Raw genomic sequence first — 25933 nt, 5'->3', positions numbered from 1 at the left:
CCCGCCTTCGATGCGGGTTTAGGCAGGGCCTCGCCGATCGCGACAAAGGGAGCCCTGCGCATGGCCGACAAACCGCTGCGTAGCCAGCGAAGCTATGGGAAGCTCGACCGCGACGGCTTCATCCACCGTAGCTGGATCAAGGGCACGGGCCTGCCCGAGCACGTCTTCGACGGCCGGCCGATCATCGGCATCTGCAACACCTGGTCGGAGCTGGTCACCTGCCAGGTGCACCTGCGCGAGCTCGCCGAGTTCGTGAAGCGCGGGGTCTGGGAGGCCGGCGGCGTGCCGATCGAATTCCCGGCCATGTCGCTGCCCGAGACCCAGATGCGGCCGACGGCCATGCTGTTCCGCAACCTGCTGGCGATGGAGGTGGAGGAATCCATCCGCGCCAACCCGATCGACGGGGTGGTGCTGCTGGGCGGTTGCGACAAGACCACGCCCGGCCAGCTGATGGGGGCGGCCAGCGTCGATCTGCCGAGCATCGTGCTCTCCTCCGGTCCGCAGCTGAACGGCGACTTCCGCGGCCACGCCATCGGCTCGGGCACCGACGTCTGGCGCTTCTCGGAGATGGTGCGGGCGGGCGAGATGACCATGGCCGAGTTCATCAGCGCCGAGGCCGGCATGAGCCGTTCGAACGGCGTCTGCAACACCATGGGCACGGCTTCGACCATCTCCACCCTGATCGAGGCCATGGGGCTCTGCCTGCCGATGAACGGCTCGCTGCCGGGGGCGGATTCCCGCCGCAAGGCGCTGGCCCACATGACCGGCGCCCGCATCGTCGAACTGGTGAAGCAGGACGTCCGGCTGTCGCAGATCCTGACGCGCGAAGCCTTTGAGAACGGTATCCTGATGCATGCGGCCTGCGGCGGCTCGACCAATGCGGTGGTGCATCTGCTGGCCCTGGCTGGGCGGGTTGGAGTCCCGCTCGACCTGCACGACTTCGACACGATCGGCCGGGAGGTCCCGCTGCTGGTCAACCTGATGCCGTCCGGCAAATATCTGATGGAGCAGTTCTGCTACGCCGGCGGCGTGCCGGCGGTGATGCACGAGCTGGGCGCCCTGATGCGCCGCGAGGCCGTGACCGCGTCCGGCCAGACCATCGGCGAGATCGCCGACGCCGCCCAGGTCTGGATCCGCGATGTGATCGGCACGCGCGAGGCTCCGATCGGCCCGTCGTCCGGCGTCTGGGTGCTGCACGGCAACCTCTGTCCGGACGGCGCCATCCTCAAGCCGAGCGCGGCGACGCCGGCCCTGCTCACCCACCGCGGCCGGGCGGTGGTCTTCGAGACCATCGAGGACTACCACGCCCGCATCGACCATCCCGATCTGGAGGTCGACGCCAGATCCGTCCTGGTGCTGAAGGGCTGCGGCCCGAAGGGGTATCCGGGCATGCCGGAGGTCGGCAACATGGCCCTGCCGCCCAAGCTGCTGCGCGAAGGCGTGCGCGACATGGTTCGCATCTCCGACGCCCGGATGAGCGGGACGGCCTATGGCACGGTGATCCTGCACGTCTCGCCCGAGGCCGAGGCCGGCGGGCCGCTGGCCCTGGTCCGGACCGGAGACGAGATCGTGCTCGACGGGCCGAACCGGTCGCTGGAGCTGGTGGTCGACGCGGCCGAGCTCGCGCGGCGCCGCGTCGAATGGAACGCGGCCCGCGAGCCCTCGCAATTCACCCGCGGCTGGTACAGGCTCTACATCGACACCGTCCTGCAGGCCGACAAGGGCGTTGACTTGGACTTCCTGGTCGGCAAGTCGAGCGCGGACGTCACCCGGGAATCCCACTGAATGCCAAACGCCGCTGTGCTCGCCTGCGACTGGGGCACGACCAACCTGCGAACCTGGACGCTGGACGCCGGCGGCGAGGTGCTGGCCAGCCGCGACTTCGAGCTGGGAGTCTCCCGGCTGCAGCCGGGCGAGGCGGCCGCCCGTTTTCAATCTGAAGTGCGGCCGGCCATGGAGGCCCTGGCGCTGCCGGCGGTGCTTTGCGGCATGATCGGCTCCAACCTCGGTTGGACGGTCGCGCCCTACCTCGATTGTCCGGTGAGCCTGCAGGACCTGGCGCGCGGCCTGGTCACGCCGCCGTCGGCCGAGGGCTGGGCGCGGCTCGCGCCCGGCGTTCGTGGCGAGGGCCTGGACGGCGCAAGCGACGTGATGCGCGGCGAAGAGACCCAGCTGTTCGGCTGGCTGGCCCTCAACCCCGACCGCGCCCGCGGCCGCCACGTCGTCTGCCATCCCGGGACCCACGCCAAATGGATGGTCGTCGAGGACGGCCGGCTGACCCATTTCATCACCGCCATGACCGGCGAGCTGTTCGCCGTCCTGCGCAAGCACAGCGTCCTGAAGAGCGACGCCGCCCCCGACGACGCCGCCGCCTTCGCCGAGGGGTTGGCCGCGGCCGGCGACGGCGGCGCACTCGCCGCGCGGCTGTTCACCGCCCGGGCGCGGGTGGTCGGCCGGGGCAAGGCGGCCGAGACCACGCCGTCCTATCTCTCCGGCCTGCTGATCGGCGCGGAGGCGGCGAGCGTGCCGAAGCTGCTGGGCGTCGAGCCGGGGACGAAGGTCGCGGTGCTCGGCGACATCGGCCTCTGCGCCCTTTACAGTCAGGCCCTGCAGGCCCAGGGGCTGGCGTGCGAAACCTTTGACGGAGAGGCGGCGGCCGTCGCCGGCCTCTTCGCCCTCTATCGGAAGGCGACCGGCCAATGACCCTCGGTCTCGACGACGCCCTGGCCGAATGCCCGGTGGTGGCCATCATCCGCGGCGTGCGCCCGGACGAGATCCTGGCCCACGCCGAGGCCCTCTACGTCGCGGGCGTCCGCGGGGTGGAGGTGCCGCTGAATTCTCCGGATCCGCTCCACAGCATCCGCAAACTGGCCGAGGCCTGGGGCGAGCGGATGGTGGTGGGCGCGGGCACGGTGCTGACCGCGGCCGGCGTCGATGACGTGGCCGCCGTCGGCGGGCGGATCATCGTCTCGCCCAACACCTCCCGCGAGGTGATCGCCCGGGCCGTCGAGCTGAAGCTTGACCCGGCGCCCGGCTTCTCGACGCCGACCGAGGCCTTCGCGGCGATCGCCGCCGGCGCACGCCATCTCAAGCTCTTTCCCGCGGTCAGCTTCGGCCCGGCGCACGTCAAGCAGATCAAGGCCGTGCTGCCGCCTGAGGCCGTGGTCTGGGCGGTGGGCGGCGTCGGCCCGGCGCAGATGGCCGACTGGTGGTCGGCAGGCGCCCGCGCCTTCGGCCTCGGCGGCGAGCTCTACCGCGCGGGCCAGTCGCCGGACGAGACCGCCGAGAAGGCCCGGCGCGTCGTCGCTGCGGCGCGCGCCCTGCGCTGAACGAAACACGCCGCTGGCGGTTATGGATCGGACGGAGGGACAACCCATGCGACAGCTCATCAAGTTCTCGGTCACCGTGCGCGAAGAGGACTTCGTGTTCCACCTGGTGGACGACGCCGGCCAGACGACCGACTTCGCCGCTTCGCCGGAACAGTTCGACGCAGTCATCGACGCCCTCGACGAGCTCCTTTCGGAGAACGAGGACGATGAGTTCGAGATCGAGGACGACGAGCCGGTCTACCAGAAGCCGCTGAGCTGATCGCCGACGTCAGGGCGATGTCGGCAGGGCCGAGCGGACGGCCGGCATGACTTCGCTCGCGAACAGTTCGCGGCGTCCGTCGCCGCCGTCCGGATAGAAGCCTGGACCGACGAACACCAGTCGTTCGAGGCCGCAACGCACCAGCTGCAGCAGGCGCTCGATGCAATGATCCGGCGGCCCGGCGATGGCGAAGCGGTCGACGAAGTCCCGCGTCAGCGAGGCGCCGACGAGCTTGTTGGTCGCCATGCTCTTGTCGTGCTTGGTCATGTCATAGCCGGTGCGGAGCGCAGCGAAGTTCTCCGCATCGCCCGCGCTCAGGGGCCCTGCCGGCGCGCCCTGGATCACCTGGAACCGGGCGAGGGGGGCCGCCGCGCTGGCTGCCATCTCCAGCGCCGTTTCGCGGTCGCGATGGCAGATGACGATGATCTGCGCGCCATAGGAGACCGCGTCCGGCTCGAGGCCGCGCCGGATGCGCGCCGCCCTGGCGAGATCGATCGCCCAGCGGATCCGCTCCGGAACCGCGCCCACGCTCAAGGTCAGCTGTTCGGCGATCGGCGCCGCCGTCTCGATCACCTTGGGCCCGGTCGCGGCGACGTCGAGCGGCGTCTTGGGCAGGTGTTCCGGGAGCCACTTCAGGCCGAAGTCGCTCGGTCGGTCGCCGAGCGACAGCGAGTCCAGGGATGGCGCGTCCGCCTCGGGAGAGGTCTCGAAGCCAAGGCGGCCGCCGCCCAGCAGGGTTTGCAGGTCGTGGAGCGCCCGCTCGAAAGCCGCAAGCGTGACCGGACCGCGCCCGAGATAGGCCAGGGCGGAGTCGCCGCGGCCGATGCCGAGCGCCGCCCGTCCGCCGGACACCAGCTGGACGGCGGCGATGCTGGCCGCCGTAACCGCCAGGTGACGGGTGAGGGGATTGGTGACGCCGGTGCACAGCTTGAGCCGCTCGGTCCGCATGGCGCAGGCGCCCATCAGGACGTAGGGGTCCGGACTGAGCGACTGGGAGTCCATGAACATCTGGCCGTCCCAGCCGGCCGCCTCGGCGGCGACCGCCGCCTCGATGGTGGTGGAGTGCCCGCCCGCTCGCCAGAATTCCACTGCCCGCATCTCCGCCCCCCCCGAGCTTCGCCGTCTCTGCGGCGCCAGCAACCGTCTCCATTCGCAACTGAACGGCGCAAGGCGCGGCGGCGTCAACTCACCCGCGGCCGGGCGCGCTCGAAGAGGTTCGGGCGCGCGCCTTCCGCCAGGGCCTCGGCCTCCGGGGCGAACTCGGCCTCGACGACGATGGCGGCGTAGCGGGCGATGGCGGTGTCGAGCGGCGGCATGACCTCCCCCCGCTCGGTGGCCAGGGCGGCGTACCTCGGCCGGCGGGCGGCCCAGTCGAACTCGCCATGGTGACGGCTGCGCACCAGGCCGGTATCCAGGTTCAGCGCCACGGCGACATGGCGGGCGAATTCCGCCCAGGAGACCGCCCCCTGGTTGGCCAGGTGGCGCACGCCGGTCTCGCCGTCGATCAGGAGGTCGAGGGTCGCATCCACCAGGTCGGGCACATAGGTCGGCGAAACGATCAGGTCCTCGGCCGCCTCGAAGGGCGCCCCGGCGGCCAGGGTGCGGGTCAGGTAGGCGGCGAAGTTGTGCGGATCGTAGGGAGAGAAGAAGGCTGCGGTGCGGATCATCAGGGCGCGTCCGCCGAGGTCGAGGATATCCCGCTCGGCTCGGGCCTTGCTGAGACCGTAGACGTTGAGCGGCGCGGGGCGGTCGCTCTCGACGTAGGGCCGGTCCAGCCTGCCGTTGAACACCAGGTCGCTGGAGAAGGCGACGTTCGGCAGGCCGCGGTCGCGGCAGGCGCGAGCCAGCCGCACCGCCCCTTCGGCGTTGGCCGCCATACAGGCCCCGGCCTCGTTCTCGGCGTCGTCTACGCGTACGAAGCCGGCGGCGTTGATCACCGCCCACGGCTCGCAGGCGTCGAGCACGCGCTCGATCGACCCCTCATGGGACAGGTCCAGCTCGTGTCGACGGGTCAGGCGATAGGCGAGGCCGCGCCATTCGCAGGCCCGGGCGAGCGCCTTGCCGAGGGTGCCGGTCGCGCCGGTGATCAGCAGCGGACGGCGCGAACCGGCCGCGGCGCTCCATTCGGCCCGCGGTTCGGGCGTCTCGACGGTGCGGTACACCGGCTGGAATTCTAGGCGCAGGTCGCGTCGCCACCAGCCGGGACCATCGCAACCCGGGTGGCGCTCGCCCGAGCCTGATCCGATCCGGGCGAGCTCGCCGGCCACGGCGGTGGGCCTGGGCTCCGGGGGTCGCACATCGAAGGCGCCGACCTCGTAGTGGCCGATGTGGCGGGTGAGCAGGCTGTTCCAGTCGAAGGCGCCGAGCAGGGCCCAGGCGGTGATCGCCTGGACCTCGACGCCGCGGACCCGCAGCCGCCCAGCGATCTCCCAGGCTTCCTGGATCCAGCGCACCTGATCCTCGCGGGTGCAGCCGTTGTGGCTTTCGGTGACCGCCAGCGGCAGGCCGTAGCGGGCCCAGGCCTCTTCGAGCGCGCCCTCCAGCCCGCCGGGCGCGGGCAGGGCGACGCGCACGGCCTCCACGTCGGCGTAGGTCATGAAGGCGTTGCCGCCGACGCGGTGCGGGGGGTAGCGCTCCACGCGGTGATCGAGGAAGCGGTCGCTGGTCAGATAGTGGTTCACGCCCAGCACGTCCGGCGGGCAGGGCGCGTCGGCGACGGCCCGCAGCCGGTCGCCGAAGCCGAAACTGTCCAGCCTGGCCCACAGCGGGTGGCCCGGCGTGACGCGGCCGGTCAGCAGGTCCCAGGTCATCCAGCGCCGGACGTTGTCGAACTCGGCTTGGTGAGCGACCGCGCGGGTCGCATAGGACCGGCCGAGGTCCTCGGTCTGCAACAGGCGGGCGGCGGGATTGACCGCGCGGATCTGCGCCATCGCCAGCTGCACCCCCTCGACCTGGTTGAGCAGGGCGGCCCAGAACATGTGCTCGTCGGCGAGGTGCGGATACCAGTGGCCGTAAAGGGCGGAGAAGCGGGCGGTGGTCAGGGGCTCGTTGATCGGCGTCCAGTCGTCGATCCACGGATAGCGTTCGGCGGCGGCGCGGGCGTAGCGGGCGAAGAGCGGGGCGAAGGCCGGATCGACCAGGCTGGTGTAGCGCGGGCCGCTGCCGTGGTGCAGCAGGCCGGCGATCGGCCGCATGCCAAGCTCGCGAATGCGCGCCAGGCGAAGGTCGGTCCATTCCCAGTCGAACTGGTCGGGCGCGTGGGGCGCCACCCGCTCCCAGAGCACAGGGTAGCGCAGGGCCTTCAACCCGAGCGCGGCGAAGCGGTCGAGATCTTCAATTCGGTGTTCATGGCCGGAGCGGACCGTCTGATCGTGGAAGGCGCCGCCGACGCGGTTCACGGTTTGCTCGTGGCCGCCCCACAGCTCCAAAGCGCGCATCAAGCCTGGCTTTCCCGTGGATCCAGAGACCTAAGGCCGCGGCGCCGCGAAACGTTCCACGCCCGGCGAAGTTGCGACAAGCGCCACCGTCGCCATGGAACCGACACGCGTACCGCTGTATTAGGGGGCATGGATCGGGGAACAAAAGCCGCCGTGCTGGTGACCGGCGGGGCCGGCTTCATCGGCGCTCACACCGCAAAAGCACTTTACGATCGCGGCTATCTGCCCGTGGTCTATGACAGTCTCAGCTCCGGCTTCCGCGAGGCGGTGCGCTGGGGGCCGTTGGTGCATGGCGATATTCGCGACGCCCGCACGCTCAGCGACGCCATGGCCGAGCACGACGTCAAGGCGGTGATCCACTTCGCCGGCCTGATCGAGGTCGGCCGTTCGACGGTCAAGCCCGACCTGTTCTGGGAGCACAATGTCGCGGGCACGGTCTCGCTGCTCGGCGCCATGCGCGAGCGCGGGGTCGGCCGGCTGGTCTTCTCCTCGAGCGCGGCGGTCTATGGCCAGGGCGGTCGCGGGGCGCTGGAGACCATCCCGGAAAACGCGCCCAAGGCGCCGGCCAGCCCCTACGGCGACACCAAGCTCGCCTGTGAATGGATGATCGAGGCCCAGTGCCGCGCCTACGGCCTGACCGGAGTGGCGTTGCGCTACTTCAACGCCGCCGGCGCTGACGCCTCGGGCCAGATCGGCGAGGCGCACGAGCCGGAGACCCACCTGATTCCGCTGGCGATCGCCGCCGCACTCGGCGACGGCAAGCCGCTCACCGTCTTCGGCGCCGACTTCGACACGCCGGACGGCACCTGCCTGCGCGACTATATCCACGTCAGCGACCTTGCCGACGCCCACGTCGCGGCGCTCGAGGCTGATCTTCCGGCGGGCGCCTACGAGGCCGCCAACGTGGGCACGGGGCAGGGCGCTTCGGTGCTCGAGGTGGTGGAAGCTGTCGGCCGCGCGGTCGGCCGTCCGGTGCCGCACAGCATCGGCCCCCGGCGCGCCGGCGACCCGCCGAGCCTGGTCGCCAACCCGGGCCGCGCCCGCGAACTGCTGGGCTGGGGCGCGACGCGCTCGTCGCTCGATCAGATCGTCGCCGACGCCTTGAGATGGGAGTCGCAGCCCAGTTACGGGGCTGGTGTGCGCGGTAAACGCAAGGCGAGTGTCCCGGTTCGCTAAACTATCGGCTGCGAACGATACTCAATAAGCTGAGCATCGGCTAACTAGCCTGTGATCATTGGGAAAATCGGAAGGAGGTTGCTGAGACCGCGGAACCTTCAGGGATGCTGGGTGTTTTCTCGCCCGGGCTTCGTGTGTCGTTTGTAAGAAAAAAGGAATGCGCCCTTGAACACTCAGTGGTTCCCGAGCGCCGAAGGCGCTGCGCCATTGCAACCTCAAGTAGGGCCGCGTTCCCGAGGTCGTCAGACCCTCCTCTGCTTTTCTCATCTTCGCTGGGATTTCGTCTTCCAACGCCCCCAGCACCTGATGACCCGTTTCGCCAAGGGGCGGCGGGTGATCGTCTGGGAAGAACCGATCTTCCACACTGATCTGAACGTCCCCGCCCTGGAGGCGCGCACCTGCGCAGACTCGGGCGTGATCGTCGCCACCCCGCAATTGCCGGCGTCCCTGTCCGCGGAGGCGCGCGAGTCCGCGCTGCGCGGGCTGCTGGACAGCATGCTCGAGGCCTACGAGGGCGACCTGATCCGCTGGTATTACACGCCGATGATGCTGAGCTTCTCGCGTCATCTGAATGCGGTCTGCACCGTCTATGACTGCATGGACGAACTTGCCAACTTCAAGTTCGCCCCGCCGGAGCTGACCAGCCTGGAGCGCGAGCTGATGGTCGCGGCCGACGTGGTCTTCACCGGCGGCTATTCGCTGTGGGAAGCCAAGCGCGACCGGCACCCCAATATCCATCCCTTTCCCTCGAGCGTCGACCGGGTCCACTTCGCCAAGGCGCGGCATCTGCGCGAGGAGCCGGCCGATCAGGCGAAGATCGCGTGGCCGCGCCTGGGCTTCTACGGCGTCATCGACGAGCGGATGGATCTCGCGCTGCTGGCGGCCCTGGCCGACGCGCGTCCCGAATGGAGCCTGGTGATCGTCGGACCGGTGGTGAAGATCGACCCGGAAAGCCTGCCCCAGCGCCCGAACCTCCATTACCTGGGCGGCAAGAGCTACGACGACCTGCCGCGCTATCTGTCGGGCTGGGACGTGGCCCTGATGCCGTTCGCGATCAACGAGTCGACGCGCTTCATCAGCCCGACCAAGACGCCGGAATACCTGGCGGCCGGCCGTCCGGTGGTCTCCACGCCGATCGTCGACGTGGTGCGCCACTACGGCGAGTTGGAGGCGGTCAAGGTCGGCTCCACCCACGAGGAGTTCATCGCCGGCTGCGATCAGGCCTTGGCGCTCTCGCGCATCCCCGGCGCCTGGCTGAAGGAGGTCGACTCCGCCCTCATCGCCCTGTCCTGGGACGAGACCTTCGCGCGGATGAACCATGAGATCGGCCGCGCCGCCGCCCAGCGCGAACGGGTCGCCGTCGACATCCTGGCCGAGAAGGGATCGAGCCTCAGCCCGCTGGTCCCCACCGGACTGGCGATGAGCGGCGTCGCCGCGCCTGCGGTGCGCCCGGCCTCGCGCAACAAGCCGTTCGACTACATGATCGTCGGCGCGGGCTTCGCCGGCTCGGTGCTGGCCGAACGGCTGACGAGCCAGCTCGGCAAGCGGGTGCTGGTCGTCGACAAGCGTCCCCACGTCGCCGGCAACGCCTATGACGAAAAGGACGCGGCCGGCGTGCTGATGCACAAGTACGGCCCGCACATCTTCCACACCAACTCCGACGACGTCGCCGCCTACCTGTCGCAGTTCACGCGCTGGCGGCCCTACGAGCATCGGGTGCTGGCGGAGGTGAAGGGCGGGCTGCATGTGCCGATTCCGATCAACCGCACCACGCTCAACACCCTGTACGGCCTGAACCTGAAGACGGACGAGGAGGCGCAGGCCTATCTCGCCGCCCGCGCCGAGCCGGTGGACAAGATCCGCACCTCCGAAGATGTCGTGGTCTCGGCCGTGGGGCGTGAACTCTACGAGACCTTCTTCCGCGGCTATACCCGCAAGCAGTGGGGCATGGACCCCTCCGAGCTCGACAAGTCGGTCACTGCGCGGGTGCCCACGCGGACCAACACGGACGATCGCTACTTCACCGACAAGTTCCAGAACATGCCCGCCGAAGGCTACACGCGGATGTTCGAGAACATGCTGGACCAGAAGGGCGTCGAACTGGAGCTGGGCGTCGAGTTCGAGGACGCGCGTCGGGAGGCGGTCTACGACCGGCTGATCTTCAGCGGTCCGGTCGACGAGTATTTCGACTTCCGGTACGGCAAACTGCCCTATCGCAGCCTCAAGTTCCGCCATGAGACCTTGGACCAGGAATGGTTCCAGCCGGTCGGCACAGTGAACTATCCGAACGAAGCCACGCCTTATACCCGGATCAGTGAATACAAGCACATGACCGGCCAGACCGTCGGCAAGACCACCATCACCTACGAATACCCAAGCGCGGAGGGCGACCCCTACTATCCGGTGCCGCGCCCTGAGAACCAGGCGTTGTACAAGAGGTACGAGGCTCTCGCCCTGGAGACGTCGAACGTCGACTTCGTGGGCAGGCTGGCGACCTACCGCTACTACAACATGGACCAGGTGGTCGGTCAGGCGCTCGCCACCTTCCGGCGGATCGCCGAGCGCGAAGGGCGCGCCACCATCGCCGCCCAGCGCCAGGGCCGGGCGATCGCGGCCAACTAACGACTTGCGGCCTAAAACCGGCCCGGCCCGCGGATCATCCCCCGCGGGGCCGGCTGTCGCCAAGAGTTCCGCCGACAGAACAGTCGTGCTATGCGCCGGCCGATGCCCGCGGCGAGCGATCCCATGAGCGAATTCCAAACTGAGCGCGCGCGAGCGGCGGCCGAAGACCTCGTCGCCCTCCTGAGCGCCTATGAGCTCGAGCTCTGCGGGCTGGAGCAGGATGCGCCGGGCGTCGCATCCCTCCGCGAGGCGGTTGGCGCCGCCCTTGCTCAGGTCTCATTCTGGATCTCGGATCGAGACGCCGAGCTTCGCCGCATAACGCGGACGACCCACTAGGCCGAAATGGCAGGATAGGAAGATACGATGACTCGCAAGCCGGAGGCGTTGGCCGATCCCGTCGATGTGGCCGTAGGCGCGCGCATCCGCCTGCTGCGCAAGCTGCGCGGCCTCTCGCAACAGGCGCTGGCCGAGGCGGCCGGCGTCACCTTCCAGCAGATTCAGAAGTACGAGCGCGGCGCCAATCGCGTCAGCGCGTCCATGCTGTCGCGCATCGCCGGCGCCCTGGAGACGCCGGTGGCCGAGATGTTCGGCGAGGCCAGCTCGAGCGGGGGAGCCATCGACGAGGTCGCCGGCCTGCTCGCAGAGCCCGGCGCGCTCGAGCTGCTGCGCGCCTATACCGCCCTGCCGCGCGGACCGGCGCGAGCGGCGCTGGTGGACTTCGTCCGCGCGCTCAGGACGCCTTTCGCCGCGGCCTGAGGCCGAAGCCTCGCGGCCGACGGATCGCGGGGCAGGGGAACCTGCGTCGCGCACGAGGGTTGCTCCCAGGACGCCGCCGCCTTGGCTGGCGCAACCTATGGGAGAGCCGCATGGCCAGCACCCCCAATGACGCCAACCCGCGATACGGCGATCGAGCCGCCGACGCCGCGCGCGAGGACGAGGCTCCGCCCTCCCGCAGCGTCGGCGAGCATGTGTTCATCTGGATCGCCTGGGCGCTGGCCGCAGCCTTCTGGGGCGGGAGCCTGACCAGCACGATGGGCATACTTCAGGCCGCGGGGCAGGACTCCTCGACGCTCAGCGCGCCGGGTGCGCCCGGCGGGTCGGCCTTCCTCGTGCTGGTGGTGGCGGCCTTTGTCGCCATGGGTGTGGCGCTGGCCTACGGATCCCTGCGTTCGGCGAGCCGCTCCGCACGCGTGGGTGAAGGGGCGACGGCGGCGCTTTACGACAGCATCGAACGTCAGGGTGGGGAAGATTCGCCCCGCCAATCTCCCGACGTGACGCGCGCAAACAGCGAAATCCGGTGATTTTCGCGCGTTTCTGGCTCCAAGAGCGGACTGGGCGTGATTGTCGCGGTGGCGCGCAGCGCGGGAGGCGCCTAGGATGTCTCAGCGACTCAGCCCTTGCTTGCAACTCCAAGGGGCGGACGCCTCATATCCAGCTGGGGGAACACCATGGCCGATGAACCGAAAAAGACCAACGCCCTGCAAAAGCCGCTGACCCCGTCTGCCGAGCTTGCCGCCGTCGTGGGCGCCGCGCAGCTCTCGCGCGGCGAAGTGGTTTCGAAGATCTGGGAGTACATCAAGAAGAACAATCTCCAGAATCCGGAGAACAAGCGCGAGATCGTCGCGGACGCCAAGCTGAAGCCGGTCTTCGGCGGCAAGGACCGCGTCTCCATGTTCGAAATGAACAAGCACCTCGCGCAACACCTTAAGTAGGGCTGCGAAGCGCGGCTCGGGCGCGCTCAAAGACCGAAGTTATGGGAACCCCGTCGGCCTGGCGCCGGCGGGGTTTCTTATTGCCTCGACTTCGCGCCATTCTGGGACATGTGCGCGGCAGGAGGTCGCACCTCACGATAGTTTAGGTTGACCTTAAGCCTTTGAAGCCAAATCTTTCCCTTGGTTCGGGCGTACGAGCTTAGTCGGGGTTTCCACGCATGCAGACAAACCTGGGAAGGCGCGGACTGTTGCTCGGCGCAGGCGCAGCGATGGCCGCCGTGGCCGCGCCGGCGATCGTGCGGGCTCAACCCCTCCCAGGCGTGCGGCGGGCTGTCCTGCACAATCTGCACACCGGCGACACCTTCAACGACGTCTTCTTCGCCAACGGCCGCTATGTTCCCGACGCCCTGGCCGAGGCCATGCGCGTGCTGCGTGACTGGCGTAACGGCGAAGAGCACCCGATGGATCCGCGGCTCTTCGACACCCTGCACGCGATCAACGACCGGCTGGACAACAACCGCCCTTTCCAAGTGATCTCCGGCTACCGGTCGCCGCGGACCAACGCCATGCTGCACGCTCGCAGCTCCGGGGTCGCGGACCGTAGCCAGCACGTGCTGGGTAAGGCCATGGACGTGCGCATCCAAGGGGTCAGCCTGCGCAATCTGCGCAACGCGGCCGTGGATGTGCAGGCCGGGGGCGTCGGCTATTATCCGGTCTCCAACTTCGTCCACGTGGACGTCGCCCGCGTCCGTCAATGGACGGGCGTCTGATCTAGGGCACGATGGCGTCGGGCGGACTCGCCGAGCCTCTCGCCTAAGCGCGGGACGACCTCCAGGCTCCGCCGGGCGAGCGCCCGGGCGTCCAGACCGGGCGCTGCGCTCTCCGGAAGCACCTCCGACGGTGTCGCCAGACAGTCTGCGAGCAGAGGGCTCAGCCCTGACTCGAGGCGGAGCGTCGCGATCAAGGCCCGCTCCTCGGCGATCTGCGCCGCCACCGTGCCGCTGCGGTAGTCGAAGATCGTTCGGCCGCAGACCAGCTCCCAGAGGATCATGCCGAAGGCCTGGACGTCGTAGCCGAGCTCCAGCGGCGCGGCGTTCGGCTTGGCGAGCCCGAAATCGACCACGGTGACGTTTCTGTCCTCGCCGATGAAGATGTGGTCGGGCGAGAGATCCCGGTGCGCGTATCCGCGCGCATGCAGCGCGGAGATCCAGTTGGCGAGGGCCGAGGCGCACTCCAGGATGTCCTCCAGCTCGGCCTCGGCGCAATATCTCGGCAGCGGCGTGGCGCGGACCAGGGCGCAGGCGTGGAACATGGGCGTGGCGGCGACGTCATGGGCGAGAAGCCGCGGCGTTCCGGCCAGGCCCTGCAGGTCGCTCAGGCAGCCGATTTCCCGCTGGAAGTTGCGGACCGGGCCGGGGGCTTCGGCGTGCAGGACCTTGACGAACACGGCCGTGTCGCTGGCCTCGTGACGTCCCAGGTAGCAGTCGGTCAGGGGCCGCCGCTGAAGGTGGCGTTCCAGGCGCAGGCCAGCCTTGGCCATGGCGGCCGGGGTGGGAAGAGCCGTGGTCATGCCGGGACCTTTCCGAACAGTTCGGCGGCGAGCGGCCGCCAGAGCGCTTCGCCGGCCGCGGTGAGGGCGCGCGTCGCCTCCAAATGGTCGGCCATCACCGCAAGGTCGGCCAGGTTCTTCTGCAGCGGGACGCCGGCGATCACCTCACGGGCCGGATCGATCTCGGCGAGCTGGCGCTGGAAGAGCGCGCCGTTGCCGAAGGCGTGGAAAGAAAACAGGATCACGTCGATCGGTCGACCGCGCTGCTTGATCGGCGAGTGATAGTCGGCCGTGTCCGAGCCGTCGTGCAGGCTGGCCAGCCGTTCGAGGGCGTAGAAGTTCTGGTGGCTCGCCTCGTGCGCCAGCCGGGCTGCGATCTCCACCGGCTCCAGCGGCGCGGAAAGGTAGACCGCCCCCGGCGTCTCGCGGGCCGTGGCGCTGAAGCGGGCGCCGCCGGCCCCGTCCAGCAGCACCAGGTCGGACACGGCGTCAGCCACCCAGGGCGCGAACGCGGGGCTCAGGTCGGCGATCAGTTCGCAAGCCTCGGCGATCGTCGGCGAGATCTCAGCCAGCGGCTTGGGGAACAGAGTCCAGCCGCTTGGCGTGGGCAGGACGGCGGGCGTGGCCAGGCTATGCAGGGCGAGGCCTCGCCCCGCCAGTCGCCCGGCGGACGCCGCCGCTTCGGCGCCGGCGCGAGTGAAGGCCCGTGCGTGGGTCCAGACGATCTCCGCGGGGGCGCAGGCGTAGAGGGCGTGCTCCAGGCGGCCCAGCCTGGGACCCCAGGCCAGCCTCCAGGGCAGGGGCGCTTCGAGCAGCTCAGTGAGTTCGGCCAGGGCGGGGTCGCCGGCGGGCGCAGCCTTGGCGCCGGCCTCCACCGCGATCTCCAGCAGGGCGCGGGCGTGTTCGCCGAACACCAGCTGCGCCGCCGCATGGTCAGCCTCGACGAGCGGCGAGGCGAAGTGGCGCGCCGCTTCCTCAGACAGGCCCATGTCGGTCACGCGGCCGTTCTCGCGGCGTCGGCGGCCAGCAGGGCGCGGGCATGGCTGAAGATGGCCTGGATGTCGGCGCACCAGACCGAGGGATTGTCGAAGCCGCGGGCCCGGCTGTAGCGATGCGGCACGTATCCGCCGGCGCAGGTGGTCTCTTCCCGACAGCCGGCGCAGCCGCGCGGCGTGGGCAGGGCGCCGGCGAACACCTGCAGGGGCGCCGGGCGCGCCTGAGCCAGATCGTCGAAGCCGTCGGCGAGCACGTTCAGCCCGCTGTCGCCGAGGCCCTCCTCGCAGACGCGTAGCGCGTCGTTGGCCTGGATCGAGCCGTCGGTCTCGATCACCAGATAGGGCGAGGGCCCGCCGCCGAAGGCGTCGGTGGCGCAGTCGTCGCCGAGCGCCAGCCGCAGGATGTCGCTGAAGAAGCGGACCTCGACGCTCGGGTCGTTCTCCGCCAGCCAGGTGTCGATCGCCGGGATCAGATAGTCCGCCGCCGGCAGCAGGCCCGCGTCGCCGAAGATCGGGCCGTAGTCGTCGTGGGACACGTCCGGCAGCAGGAAGTCGAGGCTCTGCACGCCCAGGCTGCGCAGGTGGCGATAGATGGCCGCCCCGGACTCGCCAGGCCGGACGACGCAGAGCACCGAGACCCTGACGCCGGCCTCCAGCAGAAGCTGCAGGCCGCGCGCCGCCGCGGCGTAGCTGCCACGCCCCATGTGGTCCGGGCGGCCAGCGTCGTTGACGGTCGCATCGCCGTCGAGGCTGAGACTGACCGAGAGCCTGAGGGTCTTCAGCAGCTCCGCCCACGCCGGGTCGATCAGCACGCCGTTGGTCTGCACCGCAAGGCTGCCCAGATGCGGTCCAAGCCGGTCACGGATCCGCGTCACCACCGCGGCGAAACGCTCCTTGCCCACCAGCAGGGGCTCGCCCCCGTGCAGGCAGATCGACAGCCGATGGCCCGGTCGGGCCTGGCAGTAGTCGAGGCTTCTCGAGAGCACGGCGTCGAGAATCTCGTCGCTCAGCAGGCCCGGGCGTGACCGGTAGGTCTGGTCCTTGGCGTTGTAGACATAGCAATAGCCGCAATTGAGATTGCAGGCGCCGGCGACCTTGAGGATCAGTCCGGTGACCGGCGGCAATTGCATGTCCGCGGCAGGTCCAGCCTCGCTTAGGAGGCGGAGCATCGGCGCTACTTCTGTTCGCGCTGCACGATCGCGGGGTTGATGACCTCGTCACCCATTTCGATGGTGGCGCCCATCTTCCAGTACTTCATCTTCCAGTACTTCATCTTCCAATACCCCATCCCGGCGATGGACGCGGGATCGATGTGGGTCGCTAGCTTGTAGGCGGCGCGCTTGGAATCGATCTCCGCCCGCAGTTTCGCCAGGACGAGGGACCGGTAGTGCTCGGCGTCGACCGTGACGGTCTTGGCGCCCTTTTGCTTGTCGTCAGCCATTGCGTTTCCTTCCCTGACTCAGATCGCGTCGAGGCGACCTGAGGTGACAGGGGAGATAGAAGCACAACTTTCGCTATAGTAAAGCTGCAACCGCAGGTCATGCGCACATACTGTGCGGTCGTGCCGGAAGCGCGAGCGCCTCAGCCGATCGGCTGCGATCCGGAAGGATCCGCGCCGCCGGCTGCGCTCTTGGGCTGCGAAGCCTCGTCGTCGCCGTCGCGCGTCGTCATTCCGACCGCCGCAGCGTCTTCCTGCACCTGAAGGTCCGGTGCGATCGGAATCGGCGCCGGAACCGCGGCTGGCTGCGGCGGCGGGACGGTGGCGGGCAGGGGCGTCACGGCGGGCAGGGCCGGCGGCGGGGCGGTGGTGATCTGCACCGCCTGGGCGTTGCCTGGCGCGATCGACTCGACGCGCTGGCTGCGGCCGATCAGCACGCCGACCAGAAGCGCGAGCACGAGCCCGCCCACCAGCAGCAGGATGCGGCCCAGAGTGTTCATAGCGGGGCTCCTTAAGCCTTGGGCGCGTCCAGCACGCCGATTCGCTGCAGCAGCAGGCGGTCCCAATTATAGGGATCGGAGCGGAAATTCATCGCGCCGTCCGGCGAGGCGAAGGCCGTCCAGTAGAAGATGAAGACCGGAACCTGGTCGCTCAGCCGCACCCGCAGGGTGTCGCCCTTGTCGAGCGCCGTGGCGATGGCGTCCGGAGTCCACTTCGGGTCGTTGGTCAGCAGCGCCTCGGCCAGCGCCTTGGGCTTCTCCAGCCGCACGCAACCGTGGCTCGCCTGGCGCGTGAAGCGGGCGAAGGTCGCCTGTGTCGGCGTGTCGTGCAGATAGACGCCGTAGGGATTGTCGAAGTCGAACTTGTAGCGGCCCAGAGCGCTCTTGGCCGGCTTCTGCTGCAGCCGCGAGCCGCCGCCCTCGGTCTTGATGACGACGAAGCCGTTGCGGGCGAGGTAGCCCGGATTCTGCTTCTCCTTCGGCCACAGCTCCTTGGTGGCGATCGAGCTCGGCACGTTCCAGGGCGGGTTGAGGACGACGGAGTGGATCTTCGAGAACAGCATCGGCGTCTCGTCGCCCGGCCGGCCGGAGACCGCCTTCATCGACAGCACCGGCCTGTCGTCCTGGAACAGGGTGACGATGGCGGCGCCGGAGTTCACCTGAACGCGCGAGGACGGCATGGTGGGCGGCAGCCAGCGCCAGCGCTCGAGATTGGCGATGATCTGCAGCACCCGCTGACCGATGGGCTGGTTGAGGGCCGCCAGCGTCTCGCCGGCGACCACGCCGTCGGGCTTGAGACCAAAGCGGCGCTGGGCGCCGGCGACGGCGTCCTGCAATGCAGCATCGACTTCGGCCGGGCCCTTGGCGTCGACGGTGGTGTCTTCCGCCGCCAACCGGGTGCGCAGGGCGGCGGCCCGCGGGCCCTTTTCGCCGAGGCCGAACGCCGGTCCGGCCGGAACCGGTTTCCAGCCGCCCTTGGCGGCGATCGCCCGATAGGTCGCCAGGCCGCGCCGCAGTGCGCTGTAGCCGGAGTAACGGGGCGGCAGGCTGTCGAGCCACGGGCCCAGGCGGTCGGTGGTGAGCGCGGCGGCGAGATCGGGGCGCGGGTCGTAGGCCGGAGGACGAACGCCCCATTCCTGCAGGAAGTCAGCCGCCGCGAGCCGGCCGACGTGCACTTCGTGCGCGTAGCGCAGCAGGGCCTGGGTGATCCGTTCCGGCGGGTCGTCGGCGGCGAAGATCTGCCGCGCGAGGCCGTGGGTGTCGGCGGCGTTGAGCGTGCGCACGGCGAGCGCCAACTGCGCGGCGCTGAGCGGCGGCAGCACGACCGGCGGCGGCAGGGGCGGCAGCGACGGCAGAAGCGGCGGGGCGGCCTCCTGGGCGAAGGCGCTGCCGGCGGCGGAGAGGGCGAGGGCCGGCGCGGCGACCAGCAGCGCCCGACGGCTGCAGGACGGGCGGGCGGAGGGATAGGACATCAGAAGCTTCACGCCCGCAGAACGCGTCAAAAGTGAGTCGGCACAACTGATATGGGATTCTTCCCCATTTCTTCCAGCGCTACCGCAGCGGACCGCATCCCCAAAAAAGAAATCGCCGGGCGGCAGGGCCGCCCGGCGATCGCTTTGGATCAGCCGTGCTGAGGCTTGCGCTTAGCGCGAGCCGAAGGCGTAGCGGACGTTGACGCCAACCTCACGCCGCGGCGTGTAGGTGGTGCCGAAGTAGCCGCTGGCGCCGGCGCCGAACGGATTGCCGCTGACGGTGTAGGCGTTGGCGTCGAGCGAGGTGGTCTCGTCCGTCTTGAACGCGTTCTTGGCGAAGATCGCGACTTCCCAGGCGCCGTCCTGGCTGCGGAGGCCCGCATACAGGTTCAGCAAGCTGTAGTTGTCGATCACCAGGGCGGAGCTCTTCCGCGGGTTCTCCGGATAGTAGTTGAACAGGCCGCGGACAAAGCCGTCGACGCCGTCCTTCACCGGCCGCGCGTATTCCGAGGTGGCCGTGAGGCTCCACAGCGGGTCACGCGAGGTCGAGCCGCTCGACTGGCACATCCGGATGAACTGGCCGGCGGGGATCGCGCCGTTGCACGGAATCGTGCCGTTCTCGATCCGGCCGTCGGCGTAGCTGACCGCCAGGGTGGCGTTCCAACCCTGGGTGATCTGCAGGGCCGCGTCGATGTCGAAGCCCTCGATGACCGCGGGCACGCCCGTCGTGAAGTTGAACAGGGTCGGGCTCGTGGTCTGGCCGTTGAAGGCGAGATACGAGACCGGCTCGGTCCGGATGATCAGGTTGTTGAACTTCTGCCGGAAGAGGGCGACGTTGAAGCGAGCGCGGCCGTCGAGCAGGGTCGACTTGAAGCCCACTTCATACGAGCGCGAGGTCTCGTTCCGCAGGTTCTGCAGGGCGGTCAACGTCGGGTCGTTGGCGGCGTTGGTGATGCCGACCACGCCCGGGCCGTAACGCCAGGAGCTGCCGGTGTTGGCGTAGACCATGAAGTCGCGGTTGAAGCGGTGCGACAACGACACGTTGTAGATGAACGGCCGGTCGAGCGAGCGCTTCGAGGCGCCCGGGATCGACGACGCCGGGACCGGGGCGTCGCAGAAGCCCGCATAGGTGCTGGTGAAGGGACCGCAACCGCCGCCGAACGGAAGGCGGCTGGCCGGCGTCGCGGCGAAACCGCCGGCGTTCAGGCCGAGGGAGGTGGTGCGGGTATAGCGGAAGATGATCTGGCGGCCCCCGACGGTCAGCTCGGTGTTGTCGCCGAAGTGCGCCGTCAGGCTGCCGAAGAACGAGGTCTCTTCAGCCCGGCTCGGCGAGACGATCGAGAGGTTCGTCTGGTAGCGCGGATTGATGGTGAACGGGCTGGGGGAGGCCGGCGAACCGAAATAGCCCGGCAGCAGGGTCGGCTGCGCCGCGTCCACGTCGGTGGCGATCCACTGGTAGAAGGCGCCGACCGTATAGTCGAGGAAACGGCCGGGCGCCGGGTCCGAGGCCAGGCGGATCTCATGCGAGGTCCGCTCCTGCGGGCTGCGGGTGAAGTTGAAGATCTCCACGTCCGGGATCACGTTGCCGCGGTCGACGTTTTCAGCCGCCTTGACCTTCTGGAACCCATAGGAGCCGACGTAGCTTAGGTGCTGGCCCCAGATGCGCGAGTCGATCTGGGCGGTGACCAGGTCGAAGTTCTGGTGAATGGTGCTCAGCTCGTCATTGACGGCCAGCCGGTCACCCGAGCCGATCGAGGGACCATTGTAGCCGGCGCCGAGGCCCGCGACCTGGGCGTAGCCTTGCAGGTTGCGGTCCATGTGCAGGTAGCTGACGAGCACGTTGAGCTTGTCGCTCGGCTCGAAGGCGAGGCTGGTGCGGATCGCGCCGGTCTCTTGCTTCGGGCGCAGTCGATTGTTGATGCTGCGCACGCCGTCGTAGTCGGTCTGGTCGATGATGCCGGCCACGCGCAGGGCGAGGACGTCCTGGATGATCGGCACGTTGACGGCGCCGTTGACGTTGCGGCCCTGGTGGTCAGTGACCGTGGCGTTGATGTAGCCGCCGTATTCCGAAAGGACCGGCTTGCGGGTGGTCACGGTGATCGCGCCCGACGGCGAGGAAATGCCGCGGGTCGTGCCTTGCGGACCGCGCAACACTTCGATCTGGCCGACGTCGAACAGCGACTGGAACATGACCGTCGATTCGACCGGCGCATCGTTCAGGTAGAAGGCGACGGTCGGGGCCGCCGAGGACTCCGACTGGAAGCTCACGCCGCGGGTCGAGGCCGCGGTGGCGTAGCCGCTGGCGCCGCTATTCAGCGACAGGCCCGGCGTCACGGCGGTGACGTCTTCGAGCCGTTGAATATTGAGCTTGTTGATGGTGTCTGAGGTCACCGCGGTGACGCTCTGCGGAACCTGCTGCAGGCTTTCCGAACGACGGCGGGCGGTGACGACGATCTCGCCGAGCTCGGTCTGTTCCGCGGGCGCGGCCTGTTCGGCGGGCGCTGCCTCGGCTGCGGCGGGCTGAGCGGCATGAACGCTGGTGGCGGCGGCGAGCGCGAGCAGGCTCGCGCTGGCGAAGGCAACACTAATACGCGGCGTCATTCTGAGATGACCTCCCCTCTAATTTTGTCGAGAAACCAGCCTTCTCAGGCGACCCAGGCGAAGCCGATCACGGCGCGCCGCGCGGCAAGGTCGTCGCCGGAATACCGGCGCACGCCATCGCCGACCGCGGGTGCGATCCGTTTAGGCCTTTCAAGCGTCTTCCCTCGAAGCGCCCGGCAGCGGTTGGGAGACCGCCAGGCTGCTGCAAAGTTCCGAATTCGTCAGGGCCTTACGTCAGCCGCGACCGATCCCGGAATCTTCGCTGCGGGGGCTAACATGCGTCATGGGCAGCCGCCAGCATGGCCCCGGAGCCTTGGCCCTGGCTTCGCCATACGCGGTCGTTTGTGTGGCGCAAGCGACACGTTTCTGACGTTCTGGGCAATAAAACCCCAATAACTCATACAAAAGAACGTGGGTTTTTGAGTATTCGTCCGGCGGCGATTTGAAGGCGAGTCGCCCCGCCAGCGCTGGACTTGCTGGCCGCGACGGATGGCGTCGCCGCCCGGCAGTCGCGTCCGCCTGCGTGGGCGGAGGAGCGAAGCCAAAAAACGCCGGGCGGTCGAAACCGCCCGGCGATCCTTGAGAGGTCTCTCTACAGCCTGCGCTTAGCGCGACCCGAAGGCGTAGCGGACATTGACGCCCACTTCGCGCCGCGGCGTGTAGGTTGCGCCAAAGTAGTTGGTGGTAAACGGCAGGGTCGAACCGGAGACGCCGTAGGGGTTGATGTCGAGGGAGGTGACCTCGTCCGTCTTGAAGGCGTTCTTGGCGAACACCGCCACTTCCCAGGCCCCGTCCTCGCTCCGCAGACCGGCGTAGAGGTTCAGCAGGCTGTAGGGGTTGATCACCTGCGCGGCGCTGCGGCGGGAATTCTCCGGGTAGTATTGGAACAGTCCGCGGACGAAGCCCTCCATCCCCTCCCGCACGTTATGCGAATACTCTGAGGTGATGGTCCCGTTCCATAGCGGGTCGCGCGAGGTGGAGGCGTTGGTGGTGCAGATCGCGATGCGCTGGCCCGTCGGAATTGGCCCGTTGCAGGGCACGGCGCCGTTGTTGATCCGACCGTCGGCGTAGCTGAGGGCTGCGGTGACGTTCCAGTTCGAGGTGATCTGGAAGGCCGTGTCGATGTCGAAGCCTTCGATCGTGGCCGGGACTGCGGTGGTGAAGTTGAAGAGCGCGTTCGGATCGGTCCGGCCGCCAGCGATCGAGATGTAGCGGACCGGCTCGGTGCGGATGAACAGGTTGCGGAAGGTCTGGCGGAACAGGGCGACGTTGAAGCGCATGCGGCCGTCGAGCAGAGTCGACTTGAGGCCGACCTCATACGAGCGCGAGGTCTCGTTCGGCATTTGCGAAAGACTCGAGAGCACTGGGTCGATCTGTCCGGACGCATCGGCGCCGTTGGTGATGCCGACCACTTGCGGGCCGAAGCGCCAGGCGGTGCCGTGGTTGGCGTAGACCAGGAGGTCGGGACTGAAGCGGTGCGACAGCGAGACGTTGTAGATAAAGGGGCGGTCGATGGTGCGCCTGGCCTGGGATAGCAGGGGGGTGAAGGGCACAGGGGCGTCGCAGAGGCCGGGATAGGTGCTCGGCAGCGGACCACAGGTTCCGCCGAAGGGCAGGGCGCTGGGCGGGGCGATGCTGAACCCGCCCGGGAGAAGCGCAACGTTTGTAGTCCGGACCACACGCGAGATGATTTGGCGGCCGCCGAAGGTGAGTTCGGTGTCCTCGCCGAAATGCGCGGTCAGGCTGCCGAAGAAGGAGGTCTCCTCAAGCCGGCTCGGCGAGATGATGCCGGTCGTCGTCTGGAAGCGCGTATTGATGACCGCCGGGTCGGGGGCGAATGGGTTGAAGAAGCCCGGCAGCAGGCGCGGCTGCGGCGCGTCCACGTCGGTCGCGGTCCACGAGTAGAAGGCGCCCACGGTGTAGTCCAGGAAGCGGCCCGGCGCCGGATCCGACGCCAGTCGGATTTCGTGCGTGGTCCGTTCCTGGGGCACGTAGGTGAGGTTGAAGACCTCGTAGTTCGGGATGAGGTTCCCGCGGTCGACGTTCTCCCGCACGTTCAGCTTCTGGAAGGCGTAGGAGCCGACATAGCTCAGGTGCTGGCCCCAGATGCGCGAATCGATCTGCGCCGTCACCACGTCGACGTGGTTCTTGATGTGGCTAAGCTCGTCGTTCACCGCCAGGCGATCGGAAGCCTCGATCACTGGGCCGTTGTAGCCCTGACCCGCGCCGGCCACCTGGGCGTAGCTTTGCAGCTCCCGGTCCAGGTGCATGTAGGAGACGTAGGCGTTGAAGGCGTCGCTCGGCTCGTAGGCGAGGCTCGCGCGGATGGCGTTGGTCTCCGCCTTCGGGCGCAGCGGATTGTTGACGCTGCGGACGCCGTCGAAGTCGTTCTGGTCGATAACCCCGGCGAGGCGCAGGCCGAGGATGTCCTTGATGATCGGCACGTTGACCGCAGCTTGCAGGTTCCGGCTCTGCAGGTCGGTGACCGTAGCATTGACGAAGCCACCGTATTCCGAGAGGTCGGGCCGGCGCGTGGTGAGGGTGATGGCGCCCGACGGCGAGGAGATGCCGCGCACGGTGCCTTGCGGGCCGCGCAGCACTTCGACCTGGCCGACGTCGAACATCGACTGGAAGAGGACCGGGGTCTCGACGGGCGCGTCGTTCAGGTAGAAGGCCACCGTCGGGCTGGCCGAAGTCTCTTGCTGGAAGCTCACGCCCCGCGTCGAGGCCGCAGTGGCGTAGCCGTTGTTGCCGGTGCTCAGCGATAGGCCCGGGGTCACCGAGCTGATGTCGTCGAAGTCCTGGATGTTCAGCTTCTGCAAGGTGTCGGCGGTGACCGCGGTCACGCTCTGCGGAACCTGCTGCAGGCTTTCCGAACGCCGCCGCGCCGTGACGACGATCTCGCCGAGCATGACATCGTCGGCGGGCGCCGCGGCGGGCGCCGCCGCAGGCTGGGCCGTTACGCTTGTCGCAAGTGCAGCAAAACTCGCGCTCGCAAGCGCGAGCACCATGAAACGCTTCATGTTTCCTCCCCGGACTCATCCCGCGCTTGGATGCGCTGATGTTTTTAGGCCCCCGCCCTAGCACCAGGGCTCTCGCGGCAGCAAGGCGCATTTCCTCGCTGAAATGGGGCAACCGCAAACCTGCCGTCTTTCGGGCAAAACTGTGTCTTCGCGGTCGCAGGTCCGTCAGCGCGCTCGCCCCTCGCGGTGGAGCTTGAAGCTCAGATCGTGCGCTCGGCGTGCGTTCGTGGCGGCAGGATGATTCGCCGGCCCAAAGGTCAGGGGACCTCGATCGGCCGCCAGCTGGGCGCCGGCGCGGCCTGACCCTCCGCCGCCTGGTAGACGACGCGGCCACGGTAGGACCACAGCCGCTCTCCGCTCGTCCCTTGCACCGGGCGCCATTCGCCGACCGGCAGCGCCGCCAGCGGCGCGGGAAAGGGCGTCAGGCCGTCGCACGCGCGGGCGCAGGTCTTGGGGGCCGTGTAGAGCGGCTGGTTGTCGGCGTCGGCGAAGACGTAGGCGACCTTGGACCAGTGCGCGGTCACCCCCGCGGGCGTCACGACCTTGGGGGCCGCCGGCTGATAGAGGGCCGGGCGCCAATAGAGGGTGGCGACTGGGACGCCATCCACCAGCAGGGTCGGCTTGGCGGCGTAAGACGAGAAATAGGGCGGCGCGACCTGAATCTTCGCCGCCTCGTCGAGGCTCTTGCCGGCGAAGCTGTAGAGCGGATCGCCCTTGTAGGTGAGCTGAGCGCCGCCCTTGCGCTCTGTTACGCTCCAGTCGCCGTCGGCCTTGAAGGTCTTCGGCGCCAGCGCCGGCCGCCAGAGCCGGTCGCAGACGTCGGCGCAACGCGCGGCCAGGACGCCGCCGCCGCCGCGGCGGCGCGCCATCCGGTCGATGTCGAGGCGATACAGCGGCTGACCGGCGGAGGTGGACAGCACGAGGCCGTCTTCGCTCTTCGCGACCGACAGACCCTGCGGCAGCCGCTCGCCGCCGAACGCCAAGGTCGGAAGCGCCGCGACCACGCCGGTCAGGACGCAAGCCCAGAGTTTCGACGTCCGACTCATGGTTTTCTCCGCTGGTTCCGGCGCGGCCGTTTGATCTCGCCAGCGACTATAACGCAGGCATTAAATTCATATATCGAAATGTTCGGTGTCGCGTCGCCTTCGAGGCTGGTAGAGTCCCCATCCCTGTTGAAATAAGGAATGGCCCGGCCGGGCGATCGAACCCGCAGGGGGAGTCAGAGGTAAGTCGGTGACCAAGCCCAAGACCGTCAAAGCGTCTGAAGGCGCCGAGGTCCGTCTCGATCCGCAGATCATCGCGGTAATGAGAATGACGGCGGACATGCAGCGCGCGTCCAGCCGGCACCTCAAGAGCCTGTGGCGGCAAAAGGGGCTGACCGAGCGCGGCCTCTTCATCCTGGAGCTGGTGAACAGCGGGCTGGATCGGCCGAGCAAGCTCATCGAATATTTCGACGTCCTGCCCAGCACCATCACCTTCGAGACGGAAAAGCTCGTTTCGGCCGGTCTGCTGAACCGCGAGTCGCTGCCCACCGACCGGCGTGTCGTGCAATTGAGCCTGACCGAGAAGGGCCACGAGGTTCACCGCGAGACCACGAAGATGCTCAACGCCTTTCTGCTGCCGCGGCTGAACGCGCTGGCGCCGGGCGAGCTTGAGACGTTTCTCACCATCTTCCAGAAGATCGTCGAGCCGATTCCCTTCGTCGAGCACGGCGGGGCCGACGACGAGGGTGAGCCGCAAGCTGCGGCGTCCGCGGCAGGGCGGACAGCCGCCGCGAAGGGCCGCCACGCGAGCTGACGCGCCGCGGCGCTGGCCAGGGC

At 68.7% G+C, this 25933-nt stretch carries 23 protein-coding genes; 12 read left to right on the top strand and 11 right to left on the bottom strand.

Annotation, left to right across the window (positions count from 1 at the left end; genetic code table 11):
• Positions 1-60: 60 nt before the first annotated feature.
• Genes ACSQ2B_RS06975 through ACSQ2B_RS06960 form a run of 4 tightly spaced genes read left to right on the top strand, consistent with a single transcriptional unit; the run spans position 61 to position 3588 of the window.
• Positions 61-1785, top strand: a complete 1725-nt coding sequence (locus tag ACSQ2B_RS06975) for an IlvD/Edd family dehydratase (RefSeq protein ID WP_436048519.1) — start codon at positions 61-63, stop codon at positions 1783-1785.
• Entirely contained in the window at positions 1786-2703 is a 918-nt protein-coding gene (locus ACSQ2B_RS06970) for a 2-dehydro-3-deoxygalactonokinase (RefSeq protein WP_436048517.1), read from the top strand.
• Positions 2700-3329 (top strand): 2-dehydro-3-deoxy-6-phosphogalactonate aldolase, encoded by a 630-nt coding sequence (locus ACSQ2B_RS06965; protein WP_436048515.1) that lies wholly within the window; start codon positions 2700-2702, stop codon positions 3327-3329. The genes ACSQ2B_RS06970 and ACSQ2B_RS06965 overlap by 4 nt, the downstream gene beginning before the upstream one ends.
• Before the next feature lie 46 nt (positions 3330-3375).
• Positions 3376-3588 (top strand): hypothetical protein, encoded by a 213-nt coding sequence (locus ACSQ2B_RS06960; protein WP_436048513.1) that lies wholly within the window; start codon positions 3376-3378, stop codon positions 3586-3588.
• A gap of 9 nt (positions 3589-3597) precedes the next feature.
• On the opposite strand, the gene ACSQ2B_RS06955 is transcribed toward ACSQ2B_RS06960, so the two are convergent.
• Complete coding sequence (locus ACSQ2B_RS06955) at positions 3598-4677, bottom strand: LLM class flavin-dependent oxidoreductase (protein WP_436048512.1); 1080 nt, start codon at positions 4675-4677, stop codon at positions 3598-3600.
• A gap of 92 nt (positions 4678-4769) precedes the next feature.
• Positions 4770-7025, bottom strand: a complete 2256-nt coding sequence (locus ACSQ2B_RS06950; protein WP_436048510.1) for a family 1 glycosylhydrolase — start codon at positions 7023-7025, stop codon at positions 4770-4772.
• Positions 7026-7154: 129 nt separating this feature from the next.
• Here ACSQ2B_RS06950 and galE point away from each other — a divergent pair, with 129 nt between their 5' ends.
• The 7 genes from galE (at position 7155) to ACSQ2B_RS06915 (ending at position 13305) form a co-directional block, all read left to right on the top strand.
• Positions 7155-8201, top strand: coding sequence for a UDP-glucose 4-epimerase GalE (gene galE / locus ACSQ2B_RS06945; RefSeq protein WP_436048508.1), 1047 nt, complete (start codon positions 7155-7157; stop codon positions 8199-8201).
• A gap of 306 nt (positions 8202-8507) precedes the next feature.
• Positions 8508-10823 carry a UDP-galactopyranose mutase gene (glf, locus tag ACSQ2B_RS06940; RefSeq protein ID WP_436048506.1) on the top strand — a complete coding sequence of 772 codons (2316 nt, stop codon included), beginning with the start codon at positions 8508-8510 and terminating at the stop codon, positions 10821-10823.
• 123 nt (positions 10824-10946) lie between these two features.
• Complete coding sequence (locus tag ACSQ2B_RS06935; protein ID WP_436048504.1) at positions 10947-11159, top strand: hypothetical protein; 213 nt, start codon at positions 10947-10949, stop codon at positions 11157-11159.
• A 27-nt stretch (positions 11160-11186) separates the two neighbouring features.
• A complete protein-coding gene (locus ACSQ2B_RS06930) occupies positions 11187-11579 on the top strand; it encodes a helix-turn-helix domain-containing protein (RefSeq protein WP_436048502.1) in 393 nt (130 codons plus the stop codon).
• A gap of 110 nt (positions 11580-11689) precedes the next feature.
• A complete protein-coding gene (locus ACSQ2B_RS06925) occupies positions 11690-12124 on the top strand; it encodes a hypothetical protein (RefSeq protein ID WP_436048500.1) in 435 nt (144 codons plus the stop codon).
• 147 nt (positions 12125-12271) lie between these two features.
• Complete coding sequence (locus tag ACSQ2B_RS06920) at positions 12272-12535, top strand: SWIB/MDM2 domain-containing protein (protein WP_436048498.1); 264 nt, start codon at positions 12272-12274, stop codon at positions 12533-12535.
• A gap of 218 nt (positions 12536-12753) precedes the next feature.
• The gene (locus ACSQ2B_RS06915; protein WP_436048497.1) at positions 12754-13305 is read left to right on the top strand and encodes a DUF882 domain-containing protein; all 552 of its coding nucleotides are present in this window, start codon (positions 12754-12756) and stop codon (positions 13303-13305) included.
• Here ACSQ2B_RS06915 and ACSQ2B_RS06910 read toward each other — a convergent pair.
• The 9 genes from ACSQ2B_RS06910 to ACSQ2B_RS06870 all read right to left on the bottom strand — a co-directional run bounded on the left by ACSQ2B_RS06910 (position 13287) and on the right by ACSQ2B_RS06870 (position 25159).
• Complete coding sequence (locus tag ACSQ2B_RS06910) at positions 13287-14105, bottom strand: protein kinase (RefSeq protein ID WP_436048496.1); 819 nt, start codon at positions 14103-14105, stop codon at positions 13287-13289. The two genes, ACSQ2B_RS06915 and ACSQ2B_RS06910, sit on opposite strands and share 19 nt — an antisense overlap.
• A complete protein-coding gene (locus tag ACSQ2B_RS06905) occupies positions 14102-15073 on the bottom strand; it encodes an aKG-HExxH-type peptide beta-hydroxylase (RefSeq protein WP_436049603.1) in 972 nt (323 codons plus the stop codon). The genes ACSQ2B_RS06910 and ACSQ2B_RS06905 overlap by 4 nt, the downstream gene beginning before the upstream one ends.
• Before the next feature lie 5 nt (positions 15074-15078).
• Positions 15079-16248: a radical SAM protein gene (locus ACSQ2B_RS06900; protein ID WP_436048494.1), complete on the bottom strand. Its 1170-nt coding sequence runs from the start codon at positions 16246-16248 to the stop codon at positions 15079-15081.
• Between the two features lie 5 nt (positions 16249-16253).
• Entirely contained in the window at positions 16254-16520 is a 267-nt protein-coding gene (locus ACSQ2B_RS06895; RefSeq protein WP_436048492.1) for a hypothetical protein, read from the bottom strand.
• 140 nt (positions 16521-16660) lie between these two features.
• Positions 16661-17017 (bottom strand): hypothetical protein, encoded by a 357-nt coding sequence (locus ACSQ2B_RS06890; RefSeq protein WP_436048491.1) that lies wholly within the window; start codon positions 17015-17017, stop codon positions 16661-16663.
• Positions 17018-17028: 11 nt separating this feature from the next.
• Positions 17029-18489 carry a L,D-transpeptidase family protein gene (locus tag ACSQ2B_RS06885; RefSeq protein ID WP_436048489.1) on the bottom strand — a complete coding sequence of 487 codons (1461 nt, stop codon included), beginning with the start codon at positions 18487-18489 and terminating at the stop codon, positions 17029-17031.
• 171 nt (positions 18490-18660) lie between these two features.
• Complete coding sequence (locus ACSQ2B_RS06880) at positions 18661-21090, bottom strand: TonB-dependent receptor (RefSeq protein ID WP_436048487.1); 2430 nt, start codon at positions 21088-21090, stop codon at positions 18661-18663.
• A gap of 605 nt (positions 21091-21695) precedes the next feature.
• Positions 21696-24113, bottom strand: a complete 2418-nt coding sequence (locus ACSQ2B_RS06875; protein WP_436048485.1) for a TonB-dependent receptor — start codon at positions 24111-24113, stop codon at positions 21696-21698.
• 257 nt (positions 24114-24370) lie between these two features.
• A complete protein-coding gene (locus tag ACSQ2B_RS06870) occupies positions 24371-25159 on the bottom strand; it encodes a hypothetical protein (RefSeq protein WP_436048484.1) in 789 nt (262 codons plus the stop codon).
• 187 nt (positions 25160-25346) lie between these two features.
• Between ACSQ2B_RS06870 and ACSQ2B_RS06865 the strand changes: the two genes are divergently transcribed.
• Positions 25347-25910, top strand: a complete 564-nt coding sequence (locus ACSQ2B_RS06865) for a MarR family winged helix-turn-helix transcriptional regulator (protein ID WP_436048483.1) — start codon at positions 25347-25349, stop codon at positions 25908-25910.
• The last annotated feature ends 23 nt before the right edge of the window (positions 25911-25933 follow it).

It is taken from the genome of Phenylobacterium sp. LjRoot225, assembly GCF_964252855.1.
Classification (GTDB): domain Bacteria; phylum Pseudomonadota; class Alphaproteobacteria; order Caulobacterales; family Caulobacteraceae; genus Phenylobacterium.
Note: the sequence above shows the minus strand (reverse complement) of the source record. Positions and strands in the feature narration are given on the sequence as shown.

Bases quoted from the DNA above. Each gene is read 5' to 3' on its own strand.
- ACSQ2B_RS06975 (WP_436048519.1), top strand. From the start codon at position 61: ATGGCCGACAAACCGCTGCGTAGCCAGCGAAGCTATGGGAAGCTCGAC.
- ACSQ2B_RS06970 (WP_436048517.1), top strand. From the start codon at position 1,786: ATGCCAAACGCCGCTGTGCTCGCCTGCGACTGGGGCACGACCAACCTG.
- ACSQ2B_RS06965 (WP_436048515.1), top strand. From the start codon at position 2,700: ATGACCCTCGGTCTCGACGACGCCCTGGCCGAATGCCCGGTGGTGGCC.
- ACSQ2B_RS06960 (WP_436048513.1), top strand. From the start codon at position 3,376: ATGCGACAGCTCATCAAGTTCTCGGTCACCGTGCGCGAAGAGGACTTC.
- ACSQ2B_RS06950 (WP_436048510.1), bottom strand. From the start codon at position 7,025: ATGCGCGCTTTGGAGCTGTGGGGCGGCCACGAGCAAACCGTGAACCGC.
- galE (WP_436048508.1), top strand. From the start codon at position 7,155: ATGGATCGGGGAACAAAAGCCGCCGTGCTGGTGACCGGCGGGGCCGGC.
- glf (WP_436048506.1), top strand. From the start codon at position 8,508: ATGACCCGTTTCGCCAAGGGGCGGCGGGTGATCGTCTGGGAAGAACCG.
- ACSQ2B_RS06935 (WP_436048504.1), top strand. From the start codon at position 10,947: ATGAGCGAATTCCAAACTGAGCGCGCGCGAGCGGCGGCCGAAGACCTC.
- ACSQ2B_RS06930 (WP_436048502.1), top strand. From the start codon at position 11,187: ATGACTCGCAAGCCGGAGGCGTTGGCCGATCCCGTCGATGTGGCCGTA.
- ACSQ2B_RS06925 (WP_436048500.1), top strand. From the start codon at position 11,690: ATGGCCAGCACCCCCAATGACGCCAACCCGCGATACGGCGATCGAGCC.
- ACSQ2B_RS06920 (WP_436048498.1), top strand. From the start codon at position 12,272: ATGGCCGATGAACCGAAAAAGACCAACGCCCTGCAAAAGCCGCTGACC.
- ACSQ2B_RS06915 (WP_436048497.1), top strand. From the start codon at position 12,754: ATGCAGACAAACCTGGGAAGGCGCGGACTGTTGCTCGGCGCAGGCGCA.
- ACSQ2B_RS06910 (WP_436048496.1), bottom strand. From the start codon at position 14,105: ATGACCACGGCTCTTCCCACCCCGGCCGCCATGGCCAAGGCTGGCCTG.
- ACSQ2B_RS06905 (WP_436049603.1), bottom strand. From the start codon at position 15,073: ATGGGCCTGTCTGAGGAAGCGGCGCGCCACTTCGCCTCGCCGCTCGTC.
- ACSQ2B_RS06900 (WP_436048494.1), bottom strand. From the start codon at position 16,248: ATGCTCCGCCTCCTAAGCGAGGCTGGACCTGCCGCGGACATGCAATTG.
- ACSQ2B_RS06895 (WP_436048492.1), bottom strand. From the start codon at position 16,520: ATGGCTGACGACAAGCAAAAGGGCGCCAAGACCGTCACGGTCGACGCC.
- ACSQ2B_RS06890 (WP_436048491.1), bottom strand. From the start codon at position 17,017: ATGAACACTCTGGGCCGCATCCTGCTGCTGGTGGGCGGGCTCGTGCTC.
- ACSQ2B_RS06885 (WP_436048489.1), bottom strand. From the start codon at position 18,489: ATGTCCTATCCCTCCGCCCGCCCGTCCTGCAGCCGTCGGGCGCTGCTG.
- ACSQ2B_RS06880 (WP_436048487.1), bottom strand. From the start codon at position 21,090: ATGACGCCGCGTATTAGTGTTGCCTTCGCCAGCGCGAGCCTGCTCGCG.
- ACSQ2B_RS06875 (WP_436048485.1), bottom strand. From the start codon at position 24,113: ATGAAGCGTTTCATGGTGCTCGCGCTTGCGAGCGCGAGTTTTGCTGCA.
- ACSQ2B_RS06870 (WP_436048484.1), bottom strand. From the start codon at position 25,159: ATGAGTCGGACGTCGAAACTCTGGGCTTGCGTCCTGACCGGCGTGGTC.